This is a genomic window from Delftia acidovorans SPH-1 (assembly GCF_000018665.1).
Classification (GTDB): domain Bacteria; phylum Pseudomonadota; class Gammaproteobacteria; order Burkholderiales; family Burkholderiaceae_C; genus Comamonas; species Comamonas acidovorans.
Genome location: NC_010002.1, coordinates 4,978,124 through 5,001,754, shown reverse-complemented (window position 1 = coordinate 5,001,754; position 23,631 = coordinate 4,978,124). Strand labels below are relative to the sequence as shown.

Below are 23,631 nucleotides of genomic sequence, written 5' to 3'. Positions count from 1 at the left end.
CCGCTCCGTGGCGTTGCGGCGGGCCCTGTGCGTTTCTAGACTGCAGGCATCAACCACTTCCCGTTTTCAGGAGCACTGCATGTCACTCGCAGAACAGGCCAGCCAGGCCACCCAATCCACCAGCCATCCCACCCTCCGCGCCCTGTCCGGCGCGCCGGGACGCAGCCAGTTGCCACGGGGTGCCACGGCGCTGCTGGTCATCGACTTCCAGAACGAGTACTTCAGCGGCCGCCTGCCCATCCCGCGCGGCCCGCAGGTCCTGGAGCAGGCCCGGCGCCTGCTGCAATGGGCCGATGCCGGCCAGGTTGCCGTGTTCCACATCCAGCACATTGCCCCTGAAGGTGCGCCCGTGTTCGCCGTCAATGGCAGCACCGTCCAGTTCCACCCCGGCCTGCAGCCGCGCGCGGGCGACACCGTGGTGCAAAAGCGCAGCGTCAGCGCCTTCGTCGGCACCGACCTGGCCGACCAGCTGCGCGCGCGTGGCATCACCACCGTGGTCATCTGCGGCCTCATGACCCACGCCTGCGTGGCCGGCGCCGCACGCGATGCCGCGCCGCTGGGCTTCGAGGTCGTCGTGGCCAGCGATGCCGTGGCCACACGTGCCATCACGCGCAGCAACGGCGAATCCGTGGACGCCGACAGCCTGCACCGTGCCGCGCTGGCCGAGATCGAGGATGTGTTCGGCGATGTGCTGTCCACGGACGGCATCCTGGAGCTGGCGCTGCGCTGAGCGGGCTGGGCGGCATCAGCGGTCCATGCTCCACAATTCCCGCCAAAGGAGTGCATGAGCAATGGACAGATGGCAAGCCATGCGGGTGTTCTGCGGCGTGGTGGACGCGCAGGGTTTCACGGCGGCCCAGGATCGGCTGGGCATGACGCATTCCACGGCGTCGCGCCATGTCAAATGGCTGGAGTCGGAGCTGGGCACGCAGTTGCTGCAGCGCAATTCGCGCGGGCTGAGCCTGACCGATGCGGGGCGCAGCTACTACCTCAGTTGTGTGCAGTTGCTGGAGCAGCTCGATGCGGCAGAGGCCGCTCTGGCGCAGCGCCGCGCACGCGTGGCAGGCGTGCTGCGCATCACGCTGCCGCTGGCCGTGGGCGCCATCGAGCTGGGCGACTGGCTGCCCGAGTTCGAGCAGCAATTCCCCGAGCTGGAGCTGCAGCTGCTGTGCACCGACCGGCTGGTGGACCTGGTGGCCGAGGGCGTGGATGCGGCCGTGCGCATCAGCCGCCAATTGCCGGACAGCGGGCTGCAGGCGCGGCTGCTCACGCATTCGCCGCTGGTGCTGGTGGCGTCGCCCGCCTACCTGATGCGCCAGGGCGTGGTGCAGGTGCCCGGGCAATTGGCCGAGCACCGCGCCCTGGCCTTTGCGGCGGGCCCGGCCCCATTGCGCTGGAGCGTGGTGTCCGGGCAGGGCGCCGTGACCGAGGTGCAGCCGCACACGGCGCTGCGCACCGATTCGGTGGCCACCATCTTCGAGGCTGCACGCGCAGGCCGGGGCATTGCGGCGCTGACCTGGCATACCGTGCGCTCGGCCGTGGAGCGCGGCCAGCTGGTGCGGGTGCTGCCCTGTTTTCATCTGGGGCAGTACAGCTACCACGCGCTGTATCCGCGCACGCGGCATCTGCGCCCGGCCGTGCGCGCGTTTGTGGATTTCATGGCGCGGCGCTATCGGCAGGGGCCAGGCGGCTGAGCATGGTCTTCTGGAGCCGGCCACTGGATGCGCAGGAGCAGGCCTTTGTGCGCACGCATTTCGGCGCCTCGCTCGATGCGCTGCTGCCGCGCCTGCGCCTGTACCAGCGGCGGCTGGGCGATACGCGCAGGGCGCTGTCCATGAATGGCGGGCGCATCTTCATGCCGCGCGCCTTCTTCACGCAGTCCGATCCGCGCCAGCCGCTGCGCCTGTCGCATCCGCAGATCGCAGGCATCTTTGCCCATGAGCTGCTGCACCAGTGGCAGCGCCTGCAGGGCATGCCCGTCACGCGGCAGGCCGCCTGGCTGCAGTTCAAGGCACTGTGCACGCGCGGCGATCCGTATGCCTATGAGCGCTGCGACGATCCCCGGCGCATGCTGCAGCGCTTTGTCCATGCCCAGGTAGAGCAGCAGGGCCAGATGTGGGAAGACCATGTACGCGCCTGCGTGGCGGGGCAGGGCGATGCGGCGGGCGCCCTGATCGCGGCCCACGTGCGGGGCGCGTGAGTCAGCTGGGCTGGATGCTCAGTGCTTCGATCAGGTCATGGGCCGACACATCGCGCGCCGCGCCAAAGCCCGCCACGTGCCGGGCGATGGATGGCGTGATGCAGACAAAGCGGAAGTCGCCCAGATCGGTCATGAACGCGGCTTCGGGGAAGCGCAGCACATAGCTGTCGCGCGCGCCATCGGCCAGCACGCTGCCGGGCGGCGGTGTGCTGGCCACGCCTTCTATGGCCACGCGCTCCAGTGCATGCACGCCCTCGCCGTCCACTTCGGCCGCGCACACCAGCAGGCTGACGGCCGGGTGCAGCTCCATGGCCCGCGTGTGCGCTGCCAGTGCGCTGACGTGCAGCACAAAGCAGCCAAACTGCGCATTCCAGGCCCAGGGCACCATGGACAGCCGGGGAGCGGGCAGTGCATCGCCAGCCCCGGGGGCAGGGGAGTCGGTGGGCTGGGTGGCCAGGGCCGCGCTGCGGCGGCGGGCCAGCAGATCGCGCAGCGACAGCTGCAGGCGGGACAGGTGGGGCGTGGAGGGCATGGCGGGCGTGGAGGGCATGGCGCCATCGTACCTGTGGCCGGCTTGCGAAAGCACAAGGCGAGTTGCGGTGGCAGCGGTATGCCATGGGCGCTCAAGCGTCACTTTGGCGACGATCTCCTGGGGCCTTCCCCAATGCCGGGAAGCGGGTGTGGGCCTAGCCTCGCTGGCAAGGCGGATTGCCGCCGTCCCTTCCACTCACCGACACTTCAAAGCCCATCCACCCATGCCCTCCCAGCCCGCGCACCACGCTTTCTGGCCCAGCCGCCTGCCCCATTCCATCACCGTGCCCGCCACCAGCGTCTGGGACAACCTGGCCGTCAATGCGCGACGCTACCCGGACAAGGCAGCCATCCGCTACTTCGGCAGCTCCATCAGCTACCGCGAGCTGTGCGAGGGCACGGAGCGCATGGCGGCCTACCTGCACAGCCTGGGCGTGCAGCGCGGCGACCGCGTGATCCTGCTGATGCAGAACACGCCCCAGCTCATCCTGGCGCACTACGCCATCTTCCGCGCCAATGCGGTGGTGGTGCCGGTCAATCCCATGAACATGGCCGAGGAGCTCAGGCACTACATCACCGACGCCGACGCCAAGGTCGCCATCACCACGGCCGACCTGGCCCCCGAACTGGCCAAGGCCAGCAATGCGCTGGCGCCCGGCCAGCGGCTGGAGCACCTGGTCGTCACCCAGTTCACGGACGCCTTCGATGCCGGGGTGCAGGGCGACGACGCCCCGCCCGTGCAGTGGCACGACTGGCTGCTCACCCGGCGTGAGCCGGCCGTGCTCGATGGCGGCAGCGTCCACACCTGGCAGCAGGCCCTGGCCTGCAACGACGCCGCGCCGCCCCATGTGGTGGGCCGCGACGACATGGCCGTGCTGCCCTACACCAGCGGCACCACGGGCCACCCCAAGGGCTGCATGCACCCGCACCGCTCCATCAACCACAACGCCGTGGCGGGCAGCTACTGGGGCAGCGGCACCAGCGAGACCGTGGTCCTGGCCGTCGTGCCCATGTTCCACATCACGGGCATGGTCTCGGTGCTGCACACGGCCATCTTCGTGGGCGCCACCCTGGTCGTCATGCCGCGCTGGGACCGCGAGCTGGCGGGGCGGCTGATCTCTCGCTACCAGGTCACCAGCTGGACCAACATCCCCACCATGGTCATCGACCTGCTGGGCAGCCCCAACTTTGCGCAGTTCGACCTCACCAGCCTCAAGTACATCGGCGGCGGTGGTGCGGCCATGCCACAGGCCGTGGCCCAGCGCCTGCTGGAGCAATACGGCCTGCGCTTCAGCGAGGGCTACGGCCTGACCGAGACGGCCGCGCCCACGCACAGCAACCCGTTCGAGCATCCCAAGCAGCAATGCCTGGGCATTCCCTTCATGAGCACCGAGGCGCGTGTCATCGACCCCGAAACCGGCGCCGATGTCCCGCAGGGCGAGCAGGGCGAAATCGTCGTCCACGGCCCCGAGGTCTTCGACGGCTACTGGAAGCGACCCGACGCCACGGCCCAGGTCTTCATGGAGATCGACGGCAAGCGGTTCTTTCGCACCGGCGACCTGGGCCACGTGGACGAGGACGGCTACTACTTCATCACCGACCGCCTCAAGCGCATGATCAACGCCAGCGGCTTCAAGGTCTGGCCGGCCGAGGTCGAATCGCTGATGTTCCGCCACCCCGCCATCCAGGAAGCCTGCGTGATCTCCACGCGCGACGCCTACCGCGGCGAGTCGGTCAAGGCCGTCGTCGTGCTGCGTGCCGGCAAGGAAGACACCACGGCCGAGGACATCATCCAGTGGTGCCGCGAGAACATGGCCGTCTACAAGGCGCCCAAGATCGTGCAGTTCGTCAAGGCCCTGCCCAAGAGCGGCAGCGGCAAGGTGATGTGGCGGCAACTGCAGGAGGCGGAGGCCGGCTGACCGGCCCCCAGGGCCTCAAAGCCTGAAGCCCTTGCCCTCGGCGCGTTCCTGACGCGGCCGCCGAGGACGCTGTGGGTGATGTTTGCTGCATGGGCGTTGCGAAGGCTGCGCGCGCATCTATGATCGCGCCAGACACTAACACTGCATCAGACAGCACACAGTACACAGCACATGCATGGATTTCCTGGGTCCGCTGCCACGGTCGTGGCAGCATTTTTTTGCCTTCCCGCTTGCGCGCACGAACTGTGCACCATCGTCGCCGACGCCGACACGGGCCAGTCCCTGGTGCACAGCGGCCCGGCCTGCGCCGAGCGGGTCACGCCGGCCTCCACCTTCAAGATCGCCATCAGCCTGATGGGCTATGACGCCGGCATCCTGCAGGACGAATCCCGGCCCGCGTGGCCGTACCAACCGGAGTATCCGGACTGGGGTGGGGATGCCTGGCGGCGCGAGATCACGCCCCAGGCGTGGATGAAGGACTCGGTGTTCTGGTACTCGCAGCAGGTGGCGCGGGAGCTGGGCCAGCAGCGGTTTGGCGCCTACGTGAGGGCCTTCCAGTACGGCAACGAGGATGTCTCCGCCGTTGCCGTGGCCCATCCCGGCCACAACGGCGCGTGGGTGGTGTCCTCGCTGCGCATCTCGGCGGCCGAGCAGGTGGCCTTCATGCGCAAGATCGTGCGCCGGGAACTGTCTGTGAGCAGTCAGGCCATCGACATGACTGCGCGCATCACCCGGTACCCCGTGCCTGTGGACGGCTGGACCGTGCATGGCAAGACCGGCACCGGGTCGCCCGGCAGCGACAACCGCTACGATGCCAGCCGGGCCTACGGCTGGTATGTGGGCTGGGCCACCAAGGACCAGCGCAGGCTGGTGTTCGCCACGCTGATCCAGGATGAGCAGGCCCAAAAGCCCAATGCCGGCCTGCGCGCACGCGATGCCCTGCTGCAGCGATTGCCTGCCGCGGACCGCTGACAATGCACGGGCGTCTTCCTTTCCGCACCTCGCCCACATACCTCCCACACATCTCCCGCACCTCTCCCGCATATCTCCCACATATCTCCCACATATCTCCCGCACAAGAGCGACAGACCGACACCCGATGAAGACCATTGACGAAATGCTGAACCTGGACCTGCTCACTCCCGAGCAGCACGTTGAGATCAGCGACTGGATTGCCCGCGCGAACTCCCCCGAGGAAATACTGCAGATGCCCGCCCCGCTGTGGCAGGCCGTGGAGCGGGCCAGCGAGGCCATGGGCGTCAATGCCGATCTTCTGCGGCCGCCCTCGCTGGATGCGGGCGGCGCAGTTTTCGGATAGGGTGGGCGCCGCAGCTCACCATCCCATCATCGACCGGTGCGCGCCAATGCCTGCCATGGCGCCATCGCTCACCGCCATGGCCGCGTTGCCGGCCGCGCGGGCCGCGTCGCCACAGGCGAACACGTTGGGGACGCTGGTCGCCTGGCCTTCCGCGACCTTGATGAAGGTGCCCATGGGGCCTTCTTCCAGGGCGCAGCCCAGCTGTTCGGCCACGGGACTGGCGATGCGGGTGCGCGGCTGGGTGAACAGGCCGTCCATCACCAGGCGGCGGCCATCCTGCAGCAGCACGTCGGCCCGGCCTTCCAGGCGGGCAATGGGGGTGGCCTCCACCTGCGTGCTGCGGCGTGCGAAGGCGGCCAGCTCATCGTCACTTGGCGTGTAGGCGCCGTTGAGCAGCAGCGTGGTCTGGCCCCAGTCGGGCAGCATGACGGCGTGGTGGTGGGCCAGGGCCGAGCTGGCGATGATGCCGATGCGCCCCGCATTCATCTCGTAGCCGTGGCAGTACGGGCAGTGAAAGACGCTGCGGCCCCAGCGCTCGGCCAGTCCCGGCACCGGCGGCAGGCTGTCATGCACGCCCAGTGCCAGGACGAGGCGGGCGGCGCTGATGGCAGTGCCCGCTGCACGGAACTCCAGCCGGCCATCAGGCGCCACGCGGGCGTCTTCGGCCGTGCCGTCCAGCCACTGCACGGTGGGGTAGGCCATCAGCTGCTGCCGGGCCTGGGCAGCGATCTGGGCGGGGGCGACGCCATCCTGGGTGAGAAAGCCGTGCGATGTCTCGCCGGCCTGGTCCACGAAGCGGTTGCGCCGCAGCCCGGCATCGACCACCAGCACCTGGCGGCGCGCACGCGCCAGTTGCAGCGCGGCGGACAGGCCGGCATAGCTGCCGCCGATGACGGCGAAATCAACGTGTTTCATGCGAGTGCTCCTGCAGTTGGTGCCAACCCTGGCCGCCTGCTGCGCGATGGCGGGCCAGGCGGGCGTGGAAGTCATGGGACAGGGCAGCCAGCGTCACCGTGCCCAGGCGTGCAAGCAGGGCGGCCTCGGCCTGCTGCACGGCGTCGCTCAGGGCTTCGTTCACGGCCTGGGCGACCAGGCATTCGGGCCGGTCTTCCCTGAAGCCCAGCGCCACCAGGCCGGGGGCGCCCAGGGCCTCATGCACGTCGCGCAGCGTGGTGCGGTCCAGTTCGCAAGAAAGCACCCAGCCCCCGCCGTGGCCCTTGGCGGAGGTGACAAGGCCTGCATCGCGCAGGCCCGACATCAACCGGCGCAGCACGACCGGGTTGGTTTGCAGCGCGGCGGCGAGCATGTCGGAGGTGGCAGGTCCATCGCCCTCGGCCATGTGCAGCAGCACATGGAGGACGTCCGAGAATTGGCTGTTCTGTTTCATGCAACATTATTTGTTGCATGAGTGTGGCCTTGTCCCGTGAAGGGGAATGGGCCTGCCGCCGACTGATCAGGACTCGCCCGTGAACCCGATCTGCTTGACCAGCGAACTCCAGCGCTCGAACTCGGCCTGCTGGTCGGCCGCCATTTCCTGCTGCGTGCTGCCGCGCGCCAGCAGGCCCAGGGCGGCCAGCCCGTCGATCACGGCCTTGTCCTTGAGCGCGGCCGTGATGGCCGCGTTGGCGTTGGCAATGGTGGTGGCCGGGGTCTTGGCGGGAGCGTAGAAGCCGAACCATTCCTCCACCGTGACATCGGGGAAGCCCAGTTCGGTGAAGGTGGGCACGTCGGGCAGGAAGGGCGAGCGCTGCTTGCCTGAGGTGGCCAGCACGCGCAGGCGGCCGGCCTTCAGGTATTGCAGGTAGTCGCCGCTGGGGTTCATGGTGGCCGCGACCTGGCCGCCCACCAGGTCGGTGATGCTGGGCACGGTGCCGCGATAGGGCGCGTGCTTGAGTTCTACCCCCGAGCGCAGGCTCAGCAGCGCGCCCAGCAGGTGCGGCATGGAGCCCGCGCCCGGCGAGCCGAAGTTGGCCCGGTCGGGGTGGGCCTTGGCCCAGGCCAGGAAGTCCTTGAGGGTCTTGACCTCGGCTGGCACGGCAGGCCCCACGGCCAGGCCGTGGTAGATGACGGCGCCGATGGAGACGGGGATCGCATCCTCGGGCTTGTAGGTCAGCTTGGGGTAGATGTGCGGGTAGACCGAGAAGGCCGACACGGGCGCCAGCGCCAGCACCGAGCCGTTGGGCGAGGCGTTCTTCAGGGCCTCCACCGCGATGCGGCCACCGGCGCCGGGCTTGTTTTCCACAAAGCCCGGCCCTTTGCTGTAGGGCGTGCCGCCCAGCCGCTCGGCCACGCGGCGGGCCACGCTGTCGCCCGAGCTGCCTGCCGGAAAGCCGTACATGATCTTGACCTGGTCCAGCGCCTGGGCCAGGGCCTGCAGTGGCGACAGCGACCCCAGGGCGGCGGCGCTGCCCAGGGCCTGGACGAAATGACGGCGATGCATCTGCATGGATGTCTCCTGGTGAAATCGAAAAAAGGAAAAGCTGGAAAGAACAGGCTCAGAACATGTGGCGGATGCCGACGTTGATGCCGGTCTGCGAGCGGCCGGGCGCGGTGTTGCTGCCCGGGGCGCCGCCGCTGACCGAGACGGTGGCCAGGCGGTCGTTGCGGATGTGGCCGAGCTGGGTGTAGACCGCCGTGCGCTTGGACAGGTTGTAGATGGCGCGTGCCACCAGCAGGTCGGAGTCGTAGCCCGAGACGCCGCGGTAGCGCAGCGTCAGCCACTGGGTTTCGAGCACCAGCGCCTCGGTGACCGGGTACGAGGCGCCCACGTACCAGAGGTTGCTGCGCGGCTTGACGGCGTCGCCATCGTTGTCGCGGCGCAGCAGGCCGCCGCCGACCTTCACGCCGGCCAGCTTGAAGTAGCCGCCCAGGTGCAGGCGCTCGTCATGCTTGGCGCTGGAGGTCATGCCGCCGAACACCGGGTCGGTGGACGAGGCCGGCGTGCGGCCATTTTGCTGCTCGTAGCCCAGCGCCAGGCCCCAGACGGGCGTGTCGTACTTGGCGTACAGCGACCACTGGCGGCAGGCCTGCGTGTCCGATCCGCTCTCGCCCGGGCAGTTGGTGCCCGCGGGGCTGGGGCCTGCGTTGACGGCATCGCGCCCGAAGCTGTAGCCCGCGCCCAGTGCCAGGCCGCCGAAGTTGCCGCGCCAGGCCAGCATGTTGTCGGCGCGCGAGTTGGGGATGTAGGCATCGAGCGAGCCCATGGCGAAGACGGCCGGGCCGATGATGTCCGAGTCCAGCAGTGACCAGAACAGCATGGAGTTCTGGCGGCCCATGGTCAGGCTGCCCCAGTTGCCGCCCAGTCCCACCCAGCTTTGGCGCCCAAAGCCGCGCCCGCCCTGGTTGAAGGTGCCCTGGTCGGGCGCAAAGCCCGACTCCAGCGTGTAGATGGCCTTGAGGCCGCCGCCCAGGTCCTCGCTGCCGCGCAGGCCCCAGCGCGAGGGCACCAGGCTGGTGGTCGATGGCATGCGGCTGAGACCGCCGCCCGCCGCCACGTTGTTCACGTGCTCCACGCCCACATCGACGATGCCGTAGAGCGTGACGCTGGAGGTGCCTTGCGCGAAGGCGCCGAAGCTGGCGCCGGAGCCGGCCAGGCCCAGCACGGCGGCGGCCGCCAGGGTCAGCGGGGAAGGGGTTTTTTGCATGGTGATGTCTCCTCTGGTTTGAAAAATCGTTGCCGTCTTGGCGTGGGTGTCCGCGCGCCTTTTCTCGGGCGCAGCGGTGCCCGGCCCCGCCGGGGGCGGGACTGCGGACAAGGGGTGGATGAGGGCGGAGGGGGCGGGCCGTTCAGGAGACCGTTCAGGCGCCGCCCGCCGTCACGGCACGGTCAGCGGCAGCTGAAGCTGGCAGCGCTTTCCATGTCGCCGCTGCCGTTGTAGCGGGCGGCCAGCGGATGGGGGCACAGCGGCCGGGTGCGCGTGGGCGACCAGGTGGCGGGCAGGTCGGTGTTGGCGCCGCCCGCATTGCCTGCGCCGCGCGCACTGGCGATCACGCGGTCTGGCGCCTGGCCTTTCTCCACCCAGGCCACGAGGGAGCTGAGCATGTCGAACTGATCGGTGGCCGGGCCGCCGCTGCAGTGGTTCATGCCGGGCACCAGGTACAGGCGGGCGAAGTCGGCTGCGTCGCCATGGTTGCGGCGCAGCGTGTCGTACCACTGCACGGTGTCGTCGCTGGAGAAGATGGGATCGGCCGTGCCGTGGTAGACCATGAGCTTGGCACCCCGGTTGCGCAGCACGGGCAGCTTGCCGTAGTCGGGCGGCATCATCAGCGACAGGCCGCTTTCCGTGAAGGTGCCGTTGGTTGCCTGCACCTTGGCCAGCATGCTGTCCACGCTGCCGTTCAGGGCGAACTGCGCGTCGTTGAAGCTGGCGGCGCTTTCCGGCGGCGTCTGCCAGATGAAGGCCACGGCACCGGAGTCGCGGCTGATGGGGTTGGAGAATTTCCAGCCGGCCCAGCCGGCCGTATCCAGGCCCGCGTCATACGGGAAGCTGCTGTAGATGCGGCTGCCGCCGCTGGTGGTGGCGCCCTTGAACAGGCCGGCAATGGTGCTCTTTTGCTCGGCGCTGAGGCAGCTGCCGTCGCGCGCGCCGCCGCAGGTGGGCACGTCGCGCGCCAGGTCGAAGCTTGCCTGGCAGGCTGCGCCGGCCTGCACCATGCCGTCGGTGGCGCCGTCCAGCGCATCGCACCGTGCCAGCACGGCCTGGCTGACCAGGCGGCGCTCGGCCTGGGTGAAGCCCGTGCCCAGATCCTGTGTCGTGGTGGCCAGCTTCGCATAGCCCTGGGCACCGGCAATGTTGGCAATGGCCGCCAGCGGCAGGCGCGTGCCGGGGTTGCCGGCAATGATGCCGTCGTACTGGTCGGCATAGCGAGAGGCCGCCACCATGGCGTGGCGCCCGCCGTTGGAGCAGCCGCCCAGGTAGGAGCGGTCAGGCCCCTTGCCATAGGCCGTCTGCAGCGCGCTGCGCGCCATGGGCGTGAGCTTGCCCACGGCCTGGTAGCCGTAGTCCAGCCGCGCCTGCGGATCCAGCCCGAAGAAGGGACCCAGGCTGCCTGCATGCCCGGCGTCGGAGCTGAGCACGGCAAAACCCATCTGCAGCGCATTGCCCAGCGGCCCGCCGCCCAAGGCTCCCACGGCCGTGCTCACGACGCCGTCCAGCCCGCCGTTGGCCTGGTAGAAAAAGCGCCCGTTCCAGTCGCGCGGCAGGCGCATCTCGAAGCCCACGGCGTAGTTCTGGCCATCGACGGTGCTGACGCGCTCGTGCATGCGGCCGGTCACTCGGCAGTGCTCGGCAATGGGCTTGCCTGCCACCGTCAGCGTGCCGGCTGCCACGGTCTCGGCGGCGGTGATGCGGGTGTTGGGGAAGGATATTTTCGCGGCCAGGTCCGTGCACGACAGCAGCGTGGCGGGGCGGGCTTCGGCCAGCTGCGCGATGCCGTCGCTCGAGCCGCCGCAGGCCGACAGCAGCAGGGCGGGAAGGGCGGCGGCCAGCGCGGCCGGCAAGGCGCGGGAACGGGTCTTGTGGATCTTTCTGTCCATGTCTGTCTCCTCGGAAGGTGGTGTGAAGCCTCAGCGCGAAACCGTTGCGTGGCAGCCGTTGCCCGCATCCGCATCGCTTTCTGATGGCCGCGATTTTGGTTATATTTAATAACCAATTCAAGCGGCCTTTGCGAATTTCTTATTGGGACTTCCCCTTGATGCCGGGGCAGGCAGCAGGCCGCACAGGAGACAGACATGGACCACGAAAAGCTCATTGCCATCGACATCCACACGCACGCCGAGGTGAGCTGCTGGAACCCGTTCGACAACTACGGCGAGGAGTACGACCGCGCCGCCGACAAGTACTTCGGCAACGGCCGGCGCCCGACCATCGCCGAGACCGTGGCCTACTACCGCGAGCGCAACCTGGGCCTGGTGATGTTCACGGTGGACAGCGAGTCGCAGCTGGGCCGGCGCCGCATTCCCAACGAGGAGATCGCCGAGGCTGCGCGGTCCAACAGCGACATGATGGTGGCCTTCGCCAGCATCGATCCGCACAAGGGCCGCATGGGTGCGCGCGAGGCGCGGCGGCTGATCGAGGAAGAGGGCGTCAGGGGCTTCAAGTTCCACCCCACGGTGCAGGGCTTCCATCCCTACGACCGCATGGCCTGGCCGATCTACGAGGTGGTGGCCGAGTACCAACTGCCGGCCATCTTCCACACGGGCCACAGCGGCATAGGCAGCGGCATGCGCTGCGGCGGCGGCCTGCGCCTGGCCTACAGCAATCCCATGCACCTGGACGACGTGGCCATCGACTTTCCCGACATGCAGATCGTGATGGCCCATCCCAGCTTTCCCTGGCAGGACGAGGCCCTGTCCGTGGCCCTGCACAAGCCCAATGTCTGGATCGATCTGTCGGGCTGGAGCCCCAAGTACTTTCCCCGGCAGCTGGTGCAGTACGCCAACACCCTGCTCAAGGATCGCGTGCTCTTCGGCAGCGACTATCCGCTGATCACGCCCGAGCGCTGGATGAAGGATTTCCAGGAGGCCGGCTTCAAGCCCGAGGTGATGCCCGGCATCCTCAAGGGCAACGCGGTGCGGCTGCTGGGGCTGGAGCAGCCGGCAGCGGAGAAGGCGGACTGAGCGCGCTCAGTTGTAGATCTTCTGCAGCAGCTGGATCAGCGTCCTGCGCTCGGCGTCGGTCAGGCGGTAGGTGGCATCCAGTTCCAATTCCGCCGCCGTTCTTTCCGCCCGGGCCGTGAGCTCGGCGCCGGCCGGCGTCAGGTGCACGCCCACGGCGCGGCGGTCGGTGGGGTGGGTGCGCCGCTCGATCAGCTTGCGGCGCTCCAGCGCTGCGATCAGGCCCACCAGGTTGGGCGGCATCACATCCAGCGCCGCGCACAGCTGGCGCGAGGTGATGCCGGGGTTGTGTGACACCAGGGAGAGCACGGAGAACTCCACCATCTTGAGATCGTGGGTGGCCATGCGCTCCACGAACACTTCGATGATGGACAGCGAGGCACGCCGGGCGTTGTAGCCCACCAGGGTGTGCAGGAAGGAGGCGTCGATGGACGGTCCCGGCGCTGCAGTGCTGGACGGGGCCGTGTTCTCTTCGGCAGGAGCGGGCTTGGGTGTGCGGGCGCGGGGCATGGGGACAAGGAGCTGAAAGCCGAATCATAGTGGGGCGCGGCTGCCATGTCCCGATGCCGGCGCAGCGCACTTGCCCTGGTGCTAAAAGTCGAAAAGATCGGAGAGAAAGCCTTCGCGCTTCTTGCGGCGGTAACCATCGTGGCTGGAGTGCTCGCGCCGGTCATGGGATCCGTCAGGGCCCGCGCGCCGTTCCTGCGGGCGTTCATAGGCTGCTGGCGCTGTGGGTGCCTGGGCGGCTGAGCGCTCGATGAGCTTGTCCAGCTCTCCGCGGTCCAGCCAGACTCCGCGGCATTGGGGGCAGTAGTCGATCTCTATGTTCTGGCGCTCGGAGATGATGAGCGTGGCATCTCGGCAGGCGGGACATTGCATGACAGTTTCACCTTTGCCTGTTCAGGCAGTGGCTCCATCGGCAACGATGGAGTGTGGGCCGGGCTGTTATGCGTTGAGGTCTCCAGCGAAGGCCGTTCGACTGCGGGGGCGATGGATAGTTCCCGTCGCTCCAAGCGCCATCACCATGTCGTGCCAGTTCATGCCGCCCCCGGGGCCGAAGGCCGTGGCGACTGGCCGCGTTCGCCTTCAGCCTGTCTTCAGGCGCGCTTCAGCGCCACTTCAGCGCCACTTCAGCGCCCCTTCAGCACCCCTTCAGCCTGTGCGTGCGCCATGTGGCCGGACGGTCCTACATTGCGGCCTGCCCCCTTGCGGGCATGACTGCATCAGCAACCAGGAGGACCATCCATGATGACTTTTCGCCATTCCCGCGCGTGGCTCGGCGCGGCCGGCATCGCCACCCTTGCCCTGGGCCTCGCGGCCTGCGGCGGGGGCTCTTCGGGCAGCACCAACCCCGGGCCGCGCATCTGGGGCTACATCCAGCTGCCTGACGGCAACAAGATGCGCTATTCGGTGGTCTTCCCCAAGGGGCCGGGGCCTTTTCCCGTGCTGATGGAGTACGACGGCTACGGATCGGGCTCGGTCACGGACCAGACCACCCAGGAATGGACCAAGGAAGGCTATGCCGTGATGGGCCTGAACGTGCCCGGCACGGGCTGCTCCACGGGCGAGAACCAGTGGGCCGACGCCTCCGTGGGCGCGGCCGGGGCGCATGCGGTGGAGTGGGCGGCGCGCCAGGCGTGGTCCACAGGCAAGGTGGGCATGGTGGGCTATTCGTACTCGGGCTACGACCAGCTGTGGGTGGCGGCCCAGCGTCCGCCCAGCCTCAAGGCGATTGCTCCTGGCAAGAACGTGGCCGATCCCTACCGGGACGTGGCCTATCCGGGCGGCATCCAGAACATCGGCTTTCCCGCCAACTGGTGGCGGCAGTTCCCCGCGATATGGCGCAAGGCCGCCGACGATGCCAGGGCGCTGGATGGCGATACCGGATGCGCCCAGGTCGTGGAGGACAACATCCGCAAGATCCAGCGCCCTGACCTGGACATGGCGCGCTGGCTGGACGAGGACCGCTTCTTCGGCGCCCGCTACGCGCTCAAGAGCGCCATGAACTCCACGCACCGCATCGACATCCCCACGCTGGGCACCCAGTCCTGGCAGGACGAGCAGGTGGGCACGCGCATGGGCTACTACGAGGACAGCATCGCCCCGGACAAGATGTGGCTGATCAGCTCCAACGGCGACCACCACACCGACAACGCCCCCTTTCTGCGCGAGACCATGAAGCGCTTTTATGCGCGCTTTCTCAAGGGCGAGAGCAATGGCTTCGAGCACACGCCGCGCGTGCTGCTGGCGCAGGAAATGCAGTGGATGAACGGTGGGGGCGACTATGGGCAGCTGCGTCCCTCGGCCGTGGCCAGCTTTGACCGGCTGCCCGTGCGCGTCACGCCCATGACGCTGTGGCTGCAGCCTGGCGGCGGGCTGGGCGATGCGCCGCCGCAGGCCGAGCGCCAGTCGGCCAGCTACCGCTACCCGCTGCCGGGCGCCGAGGCCAACCATCCCGACGCGGACACCGAGTCCGGCGCGGGCCAATGGACGGCCAGCCCCGCCGGGCAGGGCCTGCTGCGCTTCACCACGGCCCCGCTGCCGCGCGCGCTGAGCTTTTATGGCGAGGCCTCGCTGGACCTGTGGCTCAGCGCCACGGCCGGCGACACCGATGTGCAGGTCACCGTCTCGGAGGTGCGTCCCGACGGCCAGGAGATGTTCGTGCAGCGTGGCTGGCTGCGTGCCTCCATGCGCGCGCTGGACGGCCAGCGCTCCACCGCCTTGCGGCCCTGGGGCGATTTCACCGAGGCCGCCGTGCGCCCGCTGCGCCCCGGCGAGCCCACGCTGATGCGCGTGGAAATCCAGAAATTCGCCCATGTGTTCCGCGCGGGCTCCAGCCTGCGCGTGACCCTGGACACGCCTTCGCAGACCGGGTACTGGGCCTTCGACCATCTGTCCACGCCTTCGACCAACACCGTCTGGCTGGACCGCAGCCGGCCCTCGAAGATCGTGCTGGGCCACATCGCCTATGCCCATGAGCGGCAGCTGCCGGACTGCCGGCGCATGCTGCGCCAGCCCTGCAGGCCCAACGAGGAGGCCGTTCCTTCGGGCGTGGGCCCCCTGCCGCCGCTGTGATTTCATGCCCCGGTGTTGACCATGAATGAACGTTCGTTCATCATTCGGGGCATGAAAAAGAAAGAAGACATCAGCGAGCGCCGGGCTGTCATCGTGGAGGCCGCCCTGCAGTGTTTCGTGGAGCGCGGCTTTCACTGCACCAGCATGCGCGACATCGCGCAGGCTGCCTCGGTGAGCCTGGGCAACCTGTACAACCACTTCGACAGCAAGCAGGCCTTGATTGCCGAGGTTGCCACGCAGGAGCAGACCGAGCTGCTGCCCTTGCTGCAGGCGCTGGAGCGGGCCGCAGCCCCTTCGCTGCCTGTGGTGGCGCAATTCCTGGCCGCCTACCAGGCGCTGTGCCGCCAGCGGGAATGGGCCGTGCTCAGCGCCGAATGCCTGTCCGAGATCGCGCGTTCGCCCGGGCTGGCGCCGGCCTTCGAGGCCAACCGCAGGCGCATGCTCGACGGCCTGGCAGGCTTCATGGAGCGCGGGGCGCAGCAGGGCCTCTTGCGGCCCGCCGTGCCCGTGCGCCTGGCCGCGCAACTGCTGCTGGATGCCGTGGAAAGCGATGCGCTGCGCTTTGCGCTGGCGGTGACGCCGCAAGAAGACGCGGGGGCGGATGAAGGGGTCGATGTGCTGCATCCCGCCTTGCTGGCCTGCCTTCTTGGAGGCGAGGCATGGGGGGACGCGACATGAGGCACGCCACCGGCAGGGGCGCCCGCCTGGCGGGGCTGGACCTGGCGCGCTACCTGGCGCTGGCAGGCATGGTGTTCGTCAACTTCAAGCAGGCCATGCATCCTGCGCTGCAGGAGCCTGGCTGGCTGCTGTCGTTCTTCCATTTCCTGGAGGGCAAGGCCTCGGCCACCTTCGTGGTGCTGGCGGGCCTGGGCCTGGTGCTGGCCACGCGCTCGCTGGAGCCGGCCACGGCGCGCCTCTGGACGCTGCGCCGCGCGCTGTTCCTGCTGGTGGCCGGTGGCATGAACCTGCTGATCTTTCCGGCCGACATCATTCACTACTACGCGGTGTATTTCGTGCTGGCCATCGCCTGGCTGCAGGCCGGCGCACGGGCGCTGCTGGCCGGCATGGCGGCAGTGGCCGTGCTGTCCGCATGGGCCTTGCTGCAGCTGGACTACAGCCAGGGCTGGGACTGGGCGAGCCTGTCCTACCAGGGCCTGTGGGAGCCGGCCGGCTTTGCGCGCAACCTGCTGTTCAACGGCTTCCATCCGGTGCTGCCCTGGTTTGCGTTCTTCCTCTGCGGCATGCTGCTGGCACGCCTGCCGCTGGCCGAGCCGCGTGTGCAATGGGGTCTGGTGGCTTGCGGTGTTGCGATGGTGGGCTTGGCCTGCGCCGTCTCGGCAATTGCGGCACAGAGTGAATGGGCTGCCTGGCTGGCCACCGGCCCCATGCCGCCCGGCCCGGCCTACCTGCTGATGGGCCTGGGCTGCGCCAGCATTGCCATAGGCACCTGCCTGCGGCTGGCCGACCGCTGGCCCGCCGGACCGTGGCGCGGCCTGCTGCCGGCCGGGCGCATGACGCTGACCCTGTATCTGGCACACATCCTCATCGGCATGGGCCTGCTGGAAGCCATGGGCGCGCTGGACGGATCACGCAGCCTGCGCGAAGTGGCCGTGGCCGCCGCGCTGTACGTGATCATCGCCAGCCTGGCCGCCTGGGCCTGGAGCAAGAAGGTGGCGCAGGGGCCCGTGGAGTGGGTGATGCGGCGGCTGACGGCACTGGATTGATCCACAGTCTGGAAATTGCGCTCGAATGAAGTCATCGTTTTGATGGCCGCAATGCCTTGTTTGTCTACACTTGCCTCCATTCAAAAATGGGGGAGATTCAATGGCTGAGGCGGTTTGCAAGAAATGGCTCAGGGCTGTGATCGGGCTGCAATGCCTGCTGATCCTGGCCTTTGTCTTTCGGGGGTGGCTGTTGCCCGACCCATTGGGCCCCAGGCTTCCCTCAATCCAAGGCAATACAGTGTGGATTCAAAGCCATGGCGCTTTGCATCAGTTTGATCGGCAGGGCACACGCCTGCAGCGTCTGGAGTTGGCGCAATTGGGTTTGACCCCATCGGTCAGCAGCCTTCAGTTCATTGGAGAGAAGACGCTTTGGGCGCATGACCAGGGACGTGTGCATCGCTGCGATCTGGCAATGCAGCGCTGCGTGGCGCTGGATCTGCCCGATTTGTCCACACGCGGTGGCTATCGCTGGATGCGGGTAACGGCCGATGAAGCGCAGATTGTGGTCTCCGACGCATCCAATCACCGCGTTCTCGTTTACCAGCGCGACGCCGCTTCCAGTGCAGCGCAAGCCTATGTGCTGCTCAAGACCTACAGCGAAGGCCTGCGCTTTCCGAATCAGACGCTGCAGGTAGGCGAGCGCATGTGGGTGGCCAATACCAACCGCCATCAGATTGCGCAAATCGATACGGCACAGAGCACCCAGGCCGCGCCTGCCGTATTTCCCGTGGAATATGCGGGCCTGCGTTCCGGGCGCCGCTTCCCGTTCGCCATGCAGCTGGATGGCCAGCAGCGTCTATGGGTGCTGGTGGCAGACTCGAGCATGCGGGGAGCAGATCTGCTGTTGATGGATTCCCAGTTGAGGCCTGAACGGGTGCTGCCGCTTTCGCCCGACCAGGACCCGAACGCCATCGCCATGGTGGGTCAGGAGTTGTTGCTGCCGGACATGACCCAATTCACCGTCCATCGCGTGGATCTGGACGGCCGCGTGCTGGAGCCTTTCGGGGATGCTCCATTCCGCGGCGAGCTGGCGTCTGCCCGCTCGTCCTATGAATGGGGCAGGCGGTTGCCTTCGTTCCTGCTGGGCAGCATCGGGGTATTGATGGCTCTGGGACTGTGGCTTGCCTGGAAGGCGGGGGAATTGCGCCAATTGGGCGGCAAGCGCTGGCAGGAAGTGGGCGACACCGAAGCCTCCAGCGCGGCAGTGGCTCCCTCGCCGTCCCAGCACGCCGCGCAGGCTTCTCAAGCCTCGGAAGGAAAACCGCTGGTCACTTCGGTCACGGCGCTTGCGGGAAGCACCGTGAAGCGCAGGCGTGCGCTTGCCATGGTTGGCGTTCTGCATTGCCTGGTCGCTGGCGGGATGGTCTATTGGTTCTTGCCGCTTTTGCACCAGCGCGACTGCGGTCCGGACAAATCGTGCGATCCAACGGGCATGCTCGGTGTCCTGCTGGTGCTTTTGGCCGTGTTGCCGCTGTGTCTGTATGCATGGCTCTGGCGCAAGCTCAAGCAGCTGGAGACCATGCGCATAGCCACGGACGGGCATCGGATCGCGGTACGCATGGCACGCAGGACCCGCAAATTCGATGCCAGTCGCGTCACCTGCACGCGCCAGCATCTGTGGATGGGCCTTCGCGCCATTCCCCTGCGACTCAATGGCAGTCCCCTGTTCGACGAGGCCGCGTTCAGGCGCGAGATCCTGGCGCGGTTGCCGCAGCTGCAGGTGCGCGATGGCGCCTGGGACTTCGCCGTGGCACGCCACTTCTGGTCCAACAGCGGTGTGCTGGGCAAGGCCTTGGTGCTGCTGTACGTCGCGACCTTGCTGGGTTTTGTGGTTCGCCTGCTGGCCTGACGGGGTTGGCGACCCTGCTGTAAGATAGCCCTCCGCTCCGGGGTGCACGCCAGTGCTGAGATCCACACCCGAGAACTTGAACCGGGTCATTCCGGCGGAAGAAGAGCTTGCACCCCTGCGTGGCCGCCCATGCGCCACGGGCGGGGGAGCCTTCGGAGCATCACGTCCCAGCTCTCGAAGGAATTCCATGGACAAGGCCCGGCCCCAGGCGGCTTCTCTGGTCGCAGACCTGCTTGCATTCATCGCCATGGACGGCTGCACCGACGAGCAGTTCGATGCACTGGCCCTGCGGCTGTTTGCCTACCAATACGAATCGAATGCGCCGTTTCGCAGCTTCTGCCAGCGGCGCGGTGCCACGCTGCGCAATGTGAAGACCTGGAGCGACATTCCAGCCGTGCCCATTGACGCGTTCAAGGCCATGGAGCTGCGCAGCGAGCCGGCCTCGCCCGCGGAGCGCGTGTTCATGACCAGCGGCACCACGGGCCAGGCCAAGGGACTGTCCGCGCGCGGGCGCCACTTCCATCCCGCGCTCGATGTCTACGATGCGTCGATGACGCGCAACTTCGCGCAGCGCTTCATGGCCGGGCACGAGCGCCTGCCCATGGGCATCCTCTTTCCCGACGAGCAGGCCATGCCCAACTCTTCGCTGGCCCACTACCTGGCGCTGGCCAAGACGGAATTCGGCACTCCTGACAGCCGCTACTTCCTCACCCCCGACGGCCTGGACATGCCCGGCCTGTGCGCCGTGCTGGAGGAGTCCGAGCGCAGCGGCCGCCCCTATGCGCTGCTGGGCGCCAGCTTTAGCCTGGTGCATGTGATGGATGCGCTGCGCGAGCAGGGCCGCAGCTTCCGTCTGCCGCCGGGCAGCCGCATTCTGGACACGGGCGGCTACAAGGGCCAGTCGCGCGAGCTGCCGCTGGAGGATTTCTACGCCGACCTGGCCCGGCTGCTGGGCGTGCCGCGCAGCCACTGCATCAACATGTACGGCATGACCGAGTTGAGCACGCAGTTCTATGACGACGGCAATGCCACGCTGCCCTCGGTCAAGTCGGGGCCGCACTGGATACGCTCGCGCCTGGTCGAGCCCGTCACCGGCCGCAGCGTGGCGCCCGGCGAGCGCGGCATTCTCGTGCACTGCGACCTGGCCAACTACAACGCGGTCACCACCATCCTCACCGAGGACGTGGGCCTGTGGGCCGGCCATGGCGAGAACAGCGGTTTCCTGTTGCTGGGGCGTGCCGAGGGCGCAGCGGCCAAGGGCTGCTCGCTGGCGGTCGATGAATTCGTGAAGGCCGCTGCTGCATGAACATCGAGCGGATCACGGCCGGCTACCTGCCCGAACTGCCTGGTTTGCGCGAGGACGAGGTGCAGTGGCATGTGCTGCCCTTCGAACGCGGCGGCGTGCGGCTGGAAGTCTCCGTGCCCCTGCTGACCGGCCCGCAGATGCATGCGCTGGCAGCCCATGTGCGCCGTGCCGCCGACCGCCACCTCAGGGCCATGCCCGTGGCCGAGATCATCGACGCCATCGACCGCGCCATTGCCCGCCTGCTGGACCGCAGCGATCCCTATCGGCGCCAGGCCGAGGCCTGGCTGCCCGTGGTCAGCGGCTATGACGCCGACATGGTGCGCCTGGGGCTGACGGGCTTCTTCAAGACCTTTCGCGCCGCGCAGCTGCGGCGCTTCGTGGCCGAGGACTTTGCCAACCCGGCCGTGCTCGACGGCTTCCAGCCCGCGCCCAAGGGCGGCGCGGTGCGTGCCTTCGGGCCGGATCTGCTGATGCACAGCTGGGCCGGCAATGTGCCTGCGCTGTCGCTGTGGAGCCTGGTCTGCGGCCTGCTGGTCAAGGCGCCCGCCATTGGCAAGCTGGCCAGCGCCGAGCCGCTGTTCGCGGGCTGGTTCGCACGGCTGCTGGCCGAGGTGCATCCGCCGCTGGCCGATTGCCTGGCCGTGGTGTGGTGGAGCGGTGCGGGGGGTGTGGATGGGGCGGATGGCGCCGATGGCGTGGATGGCGGTGGAGCCGCCGCGCTCCACGCCGAGGCCGACACCGTGCTCGCCTACGGCGGCAACCAGACGCTGCAGGCACTGCGCCAGCGCCTGCCCGTGACCACGCGCTTTCTGCCGCACGGCCACAAGCTGGGCTTTGGCATGGTGGGCGCCCAGGCGCTGGACACGCTCAAGGCGCCCGCCGTGGCGCGGCTGGCGGCCTGGGACGTGATGCGCTACGACCAGCAGGGCTGCTACTCGCCCCATGTCTTCTACGTGGAGCGCGGCGCCCCCGTCTCTGCGCGTGCCTTTGCCGACTATCTGGCGGCCGAGCTGGCCAACCTGCAGCGGCGCTTTGCGCGCCGGCCGTTGGAGCTGGAGGAGGGCGCCGCCGTGGCCCGCTGGCAGCAGTCCGTGGAATGGTCGGGCGACGCGCAGCAGCTGCTGGGCCCGGTGGATGCACCCTGGAGCGTGGCGTACAGCGACAGCTTGCAGCCGTTGGCGCCCACGGCCCTGTACCGCACGATTGCCGTGGTGGGTGTGGACCGCCTGGATGACGCCGTGCCCGTGGTGGCCGAGCAGCGCGAATACCTGCAGACGGCCGGCATTGCCGCCTCGCCCGAGCAGCTGTACCGGCTGGCCGGCCTGCTGGGCGCGGCCGGCGTCACGCGCATCAGCGCCATCGGCTCCATGAGCATGCCCGAGGCCGGCTGGCACCATGACGGCCGCTTCAACCTGCTGGACCTGGTGCGCATGACCGAGATCGAGCAATCTGCCGAGGCGGCGGCGCAGCCGTTCGCCCCGTATGCGGATTGACATCCATGCACACCGGCACGACGGGCACAACGGGCATGACGGGCATCACAGACGGGGCTGACGGCATGGCGTTTCTCGATATCGAACAGGTGGTGTTCACCTACCCTGGCCGGCCGCCCGTGGTGGACGGCGTGGACTGGCGCGTGCAGGCCGGTGAGGTCCACTGCCTGCTGGGCCGCAGCGGCTGCGGCAAGACCACCTTGCTCAAGCTGGCGGCGGGGCTGCTCAGGCCGCAGTCGGGCCGCATTCTGCTGCGTGGCGCCGAGCTGGCCGAGCCCGGCCCGCAGCTGGGCTTCATGTTCCAGGCGCCCACGCTGCTGGAGTGGCATACGGCGCTGGGCAATGTGCTGCTGCCCGTGTCGCTGCAAAGGCGCCCCGCGCCGCAGGACGAGCAGCGCGCCCTGGCGCTGCTGGAGCAGCTGGGCCTGGCCAGCCACGCGCAGCGCCATCCGCGCCATCTCTCGGGCGGGCAGCAAAGCCGCGTGGCGCTGGCACGGGCGCTGGTGCTGGACCCGCCGCTGCTGCTGCTGGACGAGCCCTTTGCCGCGCTGGACGCCATCACGCGCGCCGAGCTGCAGGACGACCTGCTGCGCACCTGCCGCGAGCGCGGCACCACGGTGCTCTTCGTCACCCACGACATCAACGAGGCCGTCTACCTGGGCGACCGCATCGCCCTCATGCACGGCGGGCGCATCGTGGCCGATATGGCGGTCGATCTGCCCGCGCCGCGCACCCAGGCCATGCGCCACGGGCCGGCGTTCAACGAGCACTGCGCCCGCGTGCGCGCAGCCATGGACAGGACGGCGGCATGACGGTGTCCTTGTTCCATGCCCGCCTGCTGGCCGCCGCGCTGGCGCTGGTCCTGCTGGGCCTGTGGGAGCTGCTGGTGCGGCAATGGGGCCTGTCCGCCCTGGTGCTGCCGGCGCCCTCGGCCATTGCGGCATCGCTGTGGACGGGGCTGGCCACGGGCTATTTCTGGCCGCACATCCGGGCGACGCTCCAGGCCCTGCTGCTGGGGCTGGCGGCCGGCAGCGCGATCGGCCTGCTGGCAGGCATGGCCCTGGCTGAATCCGAGTTGCTCGAGCGTGTGCTCAAGCCCTATGTGGTGGTCAGCCAGGTCGTGCCCAAGCTGGCGCTGGCGCCGCTGTTCGTGCTGTGGTTCGGCTTCGGCATGCTGCCCACGGTGCTGATCACGGCGCTGATCTGCTTTTTCCCGCTGATGGAAAACACCCTGACCGGCCTGCGCCAGGTCGATGCCCAGCGGCTGCAGCTGTTTCGCATGCTGGGCGCCACGCGGCTGCAGACGCTGCTGCGCCTGAAGCTGCCCACGGGCCTGCCCGCCATTCTTGCGGGCCTGCGCGTGGCCGTGGTGCTGGCCCTGGTCGGCGCCGTGGTGGCCGAATTCATGGGCGCCAGCCGCGGCCTGGGCGCCGTGGTCATTGCCGCCCAGGGAATGATGGACACCACCCTCATGTTTGCGGCCCTGGTGCTGATCGCCGCCATGGGCCTGCTGCTGTACCAGGCCTGCCTGGTGCTGGAGCGCCGGCTGCTGCGCTCGCGCGCCGCCTGACCACCCTGAACACTTCCGAAACCTTTTCCC

At 68.5% G+C, this 23,631-nt stretch carries 23 protein-coding genes; 15 read left to right on the top strand and 8 right to left on the bottom strand.

Annotated features, from left to right (window positions below; translation table 11 throughout):
- The first annotated feature begins 79 nt into the window (after positions 1 to 79).
- The 3 genes from DACI_RS22885 (at position 80) to DACI_RS22875 (ending at position 2,200) form a co-directional block, all read left to right on the top strand.
- Positions 80 to 730, top strand: a complete 651-nt coding sequence (locus DACI_RS22885) for a cysteine hydrolase family protein (protein ID WP_043782327.1) — start codon at positions 80 to 82, stop codon at positions 728 to 730.
- 61 nt (positions 731 to 791) lie between these two features.
- The gene (locus DACI_RS22880) at positions 792 to 1,694 is read left to right on the top strand and encodes a LysR family transcriptional regulator (RefSeq protein WP_012206347.1); all 903 of its coding nucleotides are present in this window, start codon (positions 792 to 794) and stop codon (positions 1,692 to 1,694) included.
- A gap of 2 nt (positions 1,695 to 1,696) precedes the next feature.
- A complete protein-coding gene (locus DACI_RS22875; RefSeq protein WP_012206346.1) occupies positions 1,697 to 2,200 on the top strand; it encodes a hypothetical protein in 504 nt (167 codons plus the stop codon).
- Between the two features lies 1 nt (position 2,201).
- Here the strand turns inward: DACI_RS22875 and DACI_RS22870 are convergent, their stop codons facing one another.
- Entirely contained in the window at positions 2,202 to 2,750 is a 549-nt protein-coding gene (locus DACI_RS22870) for a pyridoxamine 5'-phosphate oxidase family protein (RefSeq protein WP_043783630.1), read from the bottom strand.
- Between the two features lie 205 nt (positions 2,751 to 2,955).
- Between DACI_RS22870 and DACI_RS22865 the strand changes: the two genes are divergently transcribed.
- The 3 genes from DACI_RS22865 (at position 2,956) to DACI_RS22855 (ending at position 5,968) form a co-directional block, all read left to right on the top strand.
- A complete protein-coding gene (locus DACI_RS22865; protein WP_012206344.1) occupies positions 2,956 to 4,650 on the top strand; it encodes a long-chain fatty acid--CoA ligase in 1,695 nt (564 codons plus the stop codon).
- Positions 4,651 to 4,821: 171 nt separating this feature from the next.
- Positions 4,822 to 5,622 carry a class D beta-lactamase gene (gene blaOXA / locus DACI_RS22860; RefSeq protein WP_012206343.1) on the top strand — a complete coding sequence of 267 codons (801 nt, stop codon included), beginning with the start codon at positions 4,822 to 4,824 and terminating at the stop codon, positions 5,620 to 5,622.
- Between the two features lie 127 nt (positions 5,623 to 5,749).
- Complete coding sequence (locus tag DACI_RS22855) at positions 5,750 to 5,968, top strand: hypothetical protein (RefSeq protein ID WP_012206342.1); 219 nt, start codon at positions 5,750 to 5,752, stop codon at positions 5,966 to 5,968.
- 15 nt (positions 5,969 to 5,983) lie between these two features.
- Here the strand turns inward: DACI_RS22855 and DACI_RS22850 are convergent, their stop codons facing one another.
- The 5 genes from DACI_RS22850 to DACI_RS22830 form a co-directional block, all read right to left on the bottom strand.
- Entirely contained in the window at positions 5,984 to 6,883 is a 900-nt protein-coding gene (locus tag DACI_RS22850) for an NAD(P)/FAD-dependent oxidoreductase (protein ID WP_012206341.1), read from the bottom strand.
- Positions 6,870 to 7,355 carry an Rrf2 family transcriptional regulator gene (locus tag DACI_RS22845; RefSeq protein ID WP_012206340.1) on the bottom strand — a complete coding sequence of 162 codons (486 nt, stop codon included), beginning with the start codon at positions 7,353 to 7,355 and terminating at the stop codon, positions 6,870 to 6,872. The genes DACI_RS22850 and DACI_RS22845 overlap by 14 nt, the downstream gene beginning before the upstream one ends.
- A gap of 66 nt (positions 7,356 to 7,421) precedes the next feature.
- On the bottom strand, positions 7,422 to 8,414 hold the full coding sequence (locus tag DACI_RS22840) for a tripartite tricarboxylate transporter substrate-binding protein (RefSeq protein WP_012206339.1): 993 nt from the start codon (positions 8,412 to 8,414) through the stop codon (positions 7,422 to 7,424).
- A 49-nt stretch (positions 8,415 to 8,463) separates the two neighbouring features.
- A complete protein-coding gene (locus DACI_RS22835; protein WP_012206338.1) occupies positions 8,464 to 9,612 on the bottom strand; it encodes a porin in 1,149 nt (382 codons plus the stop codon).
- Positions 9,613 to 9,794: 182 nt separating this feature from the next.
- Complete coding sequence (locus DACI_RS22830; RefSeq protein WP_012206337.1) at positions 9,795 to 11,504, bottom strand: tannase/feruloyl esterase family alpha/beta hydrolase; 1,710 nt, start codon at positions 11,502 to 11,504, stop codon at positions 9,795 to 9,797.
- 195 nt (positions 11,505 to 11,699) lie between these two features.
- On the opposite strand from DACI_RS22830, the gene DACI_RS22825 reads away from it, so the two are divergent.
- Positions 11,700 to 12,587 carry a 4-hydroxyphenyl-beta-ketoacyl-CoA hydrolase gene (locus DACI_RS22825; protein WP_012206336.1) on the top strand — a complete coding sequence of 296 codons (888 nt, stop codon included), beginning with the start codon at positions 11,700 to 11,702 and terminating at the stop codon, positions 12,585 to 12,587.
- Between the two features lie 6 nt (positions 12,588 to 12,593).
- On the opposite strand, the gene DACI_RS22820 is transcribed toward DACI_RS22825, so the two are convergent.
- Positions 12,594 to 13,094, bottom strand: a complete 501-nt coding sequence (locus tag DACI_RS22820; RefSeq protein WP_012206335.1) for a MarR family winged helix-turn-helix transcriptional regulator — start codon at positions 13,092 to 13,094, stop codon at positions 12,594 to 12,596.
- An 81-nt stretch (positions 13,095 to 13,175) separates the two neighbouring features.
- Complete coding sequence (locus DACI_RS22815) at positions 13,176 to 13,463, bottom strand: TFIIB-type zinc ribbon-containing protein (RefSeq protein ID WP_012206334.1); 288 nt, start codon at positions 13,461 to 13,463, stop codon at positions 13,176 to 13,178.
- 366 nt (positions 13,464 to 13,829) lie between these two features.
- Here DACI_RS22815 and DACI_RS22810 point away from each other — a divergent pair, with 366 nt between their 5' ends.
- From DACI_RS22810 to DACI_RS22775, 8 genes are all read left to right on the top strand, one after another.
- Positions 13,830 to 15,659, top strand: coding sequence for a CocE/NonD family hydrolase (locus DACI_RS22810; protein WP_012206333.1), 1,830 nt, complete (start codon positions 13,830 to 13,832; stop codon positions 15,657 to 15,659).
- Between the two features lie 51 nt (positions 15,660 to 15,710).
- Entirely contained in the window at positions 15,711 to 16,337 is a 627-nt protein-coding gene (locus tag DACI_RS22805) for a TetR/AcrR family transcriptional regulator (RefSeq protein WP_043782324.1), read from the top strand.
- On the top strand, positions 16,334 to 17,383 hold the full coding sequence (locus tag DACI_RS22800; RefSeq protein WP_043782322.1) for a DUF418 domain-containing protein: 1,050 nt from the start codon (positions 16,334 to 16,336) through the stop codon (positions 17,381 to 17,383). The genes DACI_RS22805 and DACI_RS22800 overlap by 4 nt, the downstream gene beginning before the upstream one ends.
- A 100-nt stretch (positions 17,384 to 17,483) precedes the next feature.
- Positions 17,484 to 19,232 (top strand): YncE family protein, encoded by a 1,749-nt coding sequence (locus DACI_RS22795; protein ID WP_012206330.1) that lies wholly within the window; start codon positions 17,484 to 17,486, stop codon positions 19,230 to 19,232.
- 187 nt (positions 19,233 to 19,419) lie between these two features.
- Positions 19,420 to 20,538, top strand: a complete 1,119-nt coding sequence (locus tag DACI_RS22790; RefSeq protein ID WP_012206329.1) for a LuxE/PaaK family acyltransferase — start codon at positions 19,420 to 19,422, stop codon at positions 20,536 to 20,538.
- Positions 20,535 to 22,031 (top strand): acyl-CoA reductase, encoded by a 1,497-nt coding sequence (locus DACI_RS22785; protein WP_012206328.1) that lies wholly within the window; start codon positions 20,535 to 20,537, stop codon positions 22,029 to 22,031. The genes DACI_RS22790 and DACI_RS22785 overlap by 4 nt, the downstream gene beginning before the upstream one ends.
- A 35-nt stretch (positions 22,032 to 22,066) precedes the next feature.
- Positions 22,067 to 22,843: an ABC transporter ATP-binding protein gene (locus DACI_RS22780; RefSeq protein WP_043783628.1), complete on the top strand. Its 777-nt coding sequence runs from the start codon at positions 22,067 to 22,069 to the stop codon at positions 22,841 to 22,843.
- On the top strand, positions 22,840 to 23,601 hold the full coding sequence (locus DACI_RS22775) for an ABC transporter permease (protein WP_012206326.1): 762 nt from the start codon (positions 22,840 to 22,842) through the stop codon (positions 23,599 to 23,601). Before DACI_RS22780 ends, DACI_RS22775 begins: the two co-directional genes overlap by 4 nt.
- Positions 23,602 to 23,631: the final 30 nt, after the last annotated feature.

Excerpts from the sequence above, each read along its gene's own strand:
- DACI_RS22885 (WP_043782327.1), top strand. The coding sequence starts at position 80 with ATGTCACTCGCAGAACAGGCCAGCCAGGCCACCCAATCCACCAGCCAT.
- DACI_RS22880 (WP_012206347.1), top strand. The coding sequence starts at position 792 with ATGGACAGATGGCAAGCCATGCGGGTGTTCTGCGGCGTGGTGGACGCG.
- DACI_RS22875 (WP_012206346.1), top strand. The coding sequence starts at position 1,697 with ATGGTCTTCTGGAGCCGGCCACTGGATGCGCAGGAGCAGGCCTTTGTG.
- DACI_RS22870 (WP_043783630.1), bottom strand. The coding sequence starts at position 2,750 with ATGCCCTCCACGCCCGCCATGCCCTCCACGCCCCACCTGTCCCGCCTG.
- DACI_RS22865 (WP_012206344.1), top strand. The coding sequence starts at position 2,956 with ATGCCCTCCCAGCCCGCGCACCACGCTTTCTGGCCCAGCCGCCTGCCC.
- blaOXA (WP_012206343.1), top strand. The coding sequence starts at position 4,822 with ATGCATGGATTTCCTGGGTCCGCTGCCACGGTCGTGGCAGCATTTTTT.
- DACI_RS22855 (WP_012206342.1), top strand. The coding sequence starts at position 5,750 with ATGAAGACCATTGACGAAATGCTGAACCTGGACCTGCTCACTCCCGAG.
- DACI_RS22850 (WP_012206341.1), bottom strand. The coding sequence starts at position 6,883 with ATGAAACACGTTGATTTCGCCGTCATCGGCGGCAGCTATGCCGGCCTG.
- DACI_RS22845 (WP_012206340.1), bottom strand. The coding sequence starts at position 7,355 with ATGAAACAGAACAGCCAATTCTCGGACGTCCTCCATGTGCTGCTGCAC.
- DACI_RS22840 (WP_012206339.1), bottom strand. The coding sequence starts at position 8,414 with ATGCAGATGCATCGCCGTCATTTCGTCCAGGCCCTGGGCAGCGCCGCC.
- DACI_RS22835 (WP_012206338.1), bottom strand. The coding sequence starts at position 9,612 with ATGCAAAAAACCCCTTCCCCGCTGACCCTGGCGGCCGCCGCCGTGCTG.
- DACI_RS22830 (WP_012206337.1), bottom strand. The coding sequence starts at position 11,504 with ATGGACAGAAAGATCCACAAGACCCGTTCCCGCGCCTTGCCGGCCGCG.
- DACI_RS22825 (WP_012206336.1), top strand. The coding sequence starts at position 11,700 with ATGGACCACGAAAAGCTCATTGCCATCGACATCCACACGCACGCCGAG.
- DACI_RS22820 (WP_012206335.1), bottom strand. The coding sequence starts at position 13,094 with ATGCCCCGCGCCCGCACACCCAAGCCCGCTCCTGCCGAAGAGAACACG.
- DACI_RS22815 (WP_012206334.1), bottom strand. The coding sequence starts at position 13,463 with ATGCAATGTCCCGCCTGCCGAGATGCCACGCTCATCATCTCCGAGCGC.
- DACI_RS22810 (WP_012206333.1), top strand. The coding sequence starts at position 13,830 with ATGATGACTTTTCGCCATTCCCGCGCGTGGCTCGGCGCGGCCGGCATC.
- DACI_RS22805 (WP_043782324.1), top strand. The coding sequence starts at position 15,711 with ATGAAAAAGAAAGAAGACATCAGCGAGCGCCGGGCTGTCATCGTGGAG.
- DACI_RS22800 (WP_043782322.1), top strand. The coding sequence starts at position 16,334 with ATGAGGCACGCCACCGGCAGGGGCGCCCGCCTGGCGGGGCTGGACCTG.
- DACI_RS22795 (WP_012206330.1), top strand. The coding sequence starts at position 17,484 with ATGGCTGAGGCGGTTTGCAAGAAATGGCTCAGGGCTGTGATCGGGCTG.
- DACI_RS22790 (WP_012206329.1), top strand. The coding sequence starts at position 19,420 with ATGGACAAGGCCCGGCCCCAGGCGGCTTCTCTGGTCGCAGACCTGCTT.
- DACI_RS22785 (WP_012206328.1), top strand. The coding sequence starts at position 20,535 with ATGAACATCGAGCGGATCACGGCCGGCTACCTGCCCGAACTGCCTGGT.
- DACI_RS22780 (WP_043783628.1), top strand. The coding sequence starts at position 22,067 with ATGACGGGCATCACAGACGGGGCTGACGGCATGGCGTTTCTCGATATC.
- DACI_RS22775 (WP_012206326.1), top strand. The coding sequence starts at position 22,840 with ATGACGGTGTCCTTGTTCCATGCCCGCCTGCTGGCCGCCGCGCTGGCG.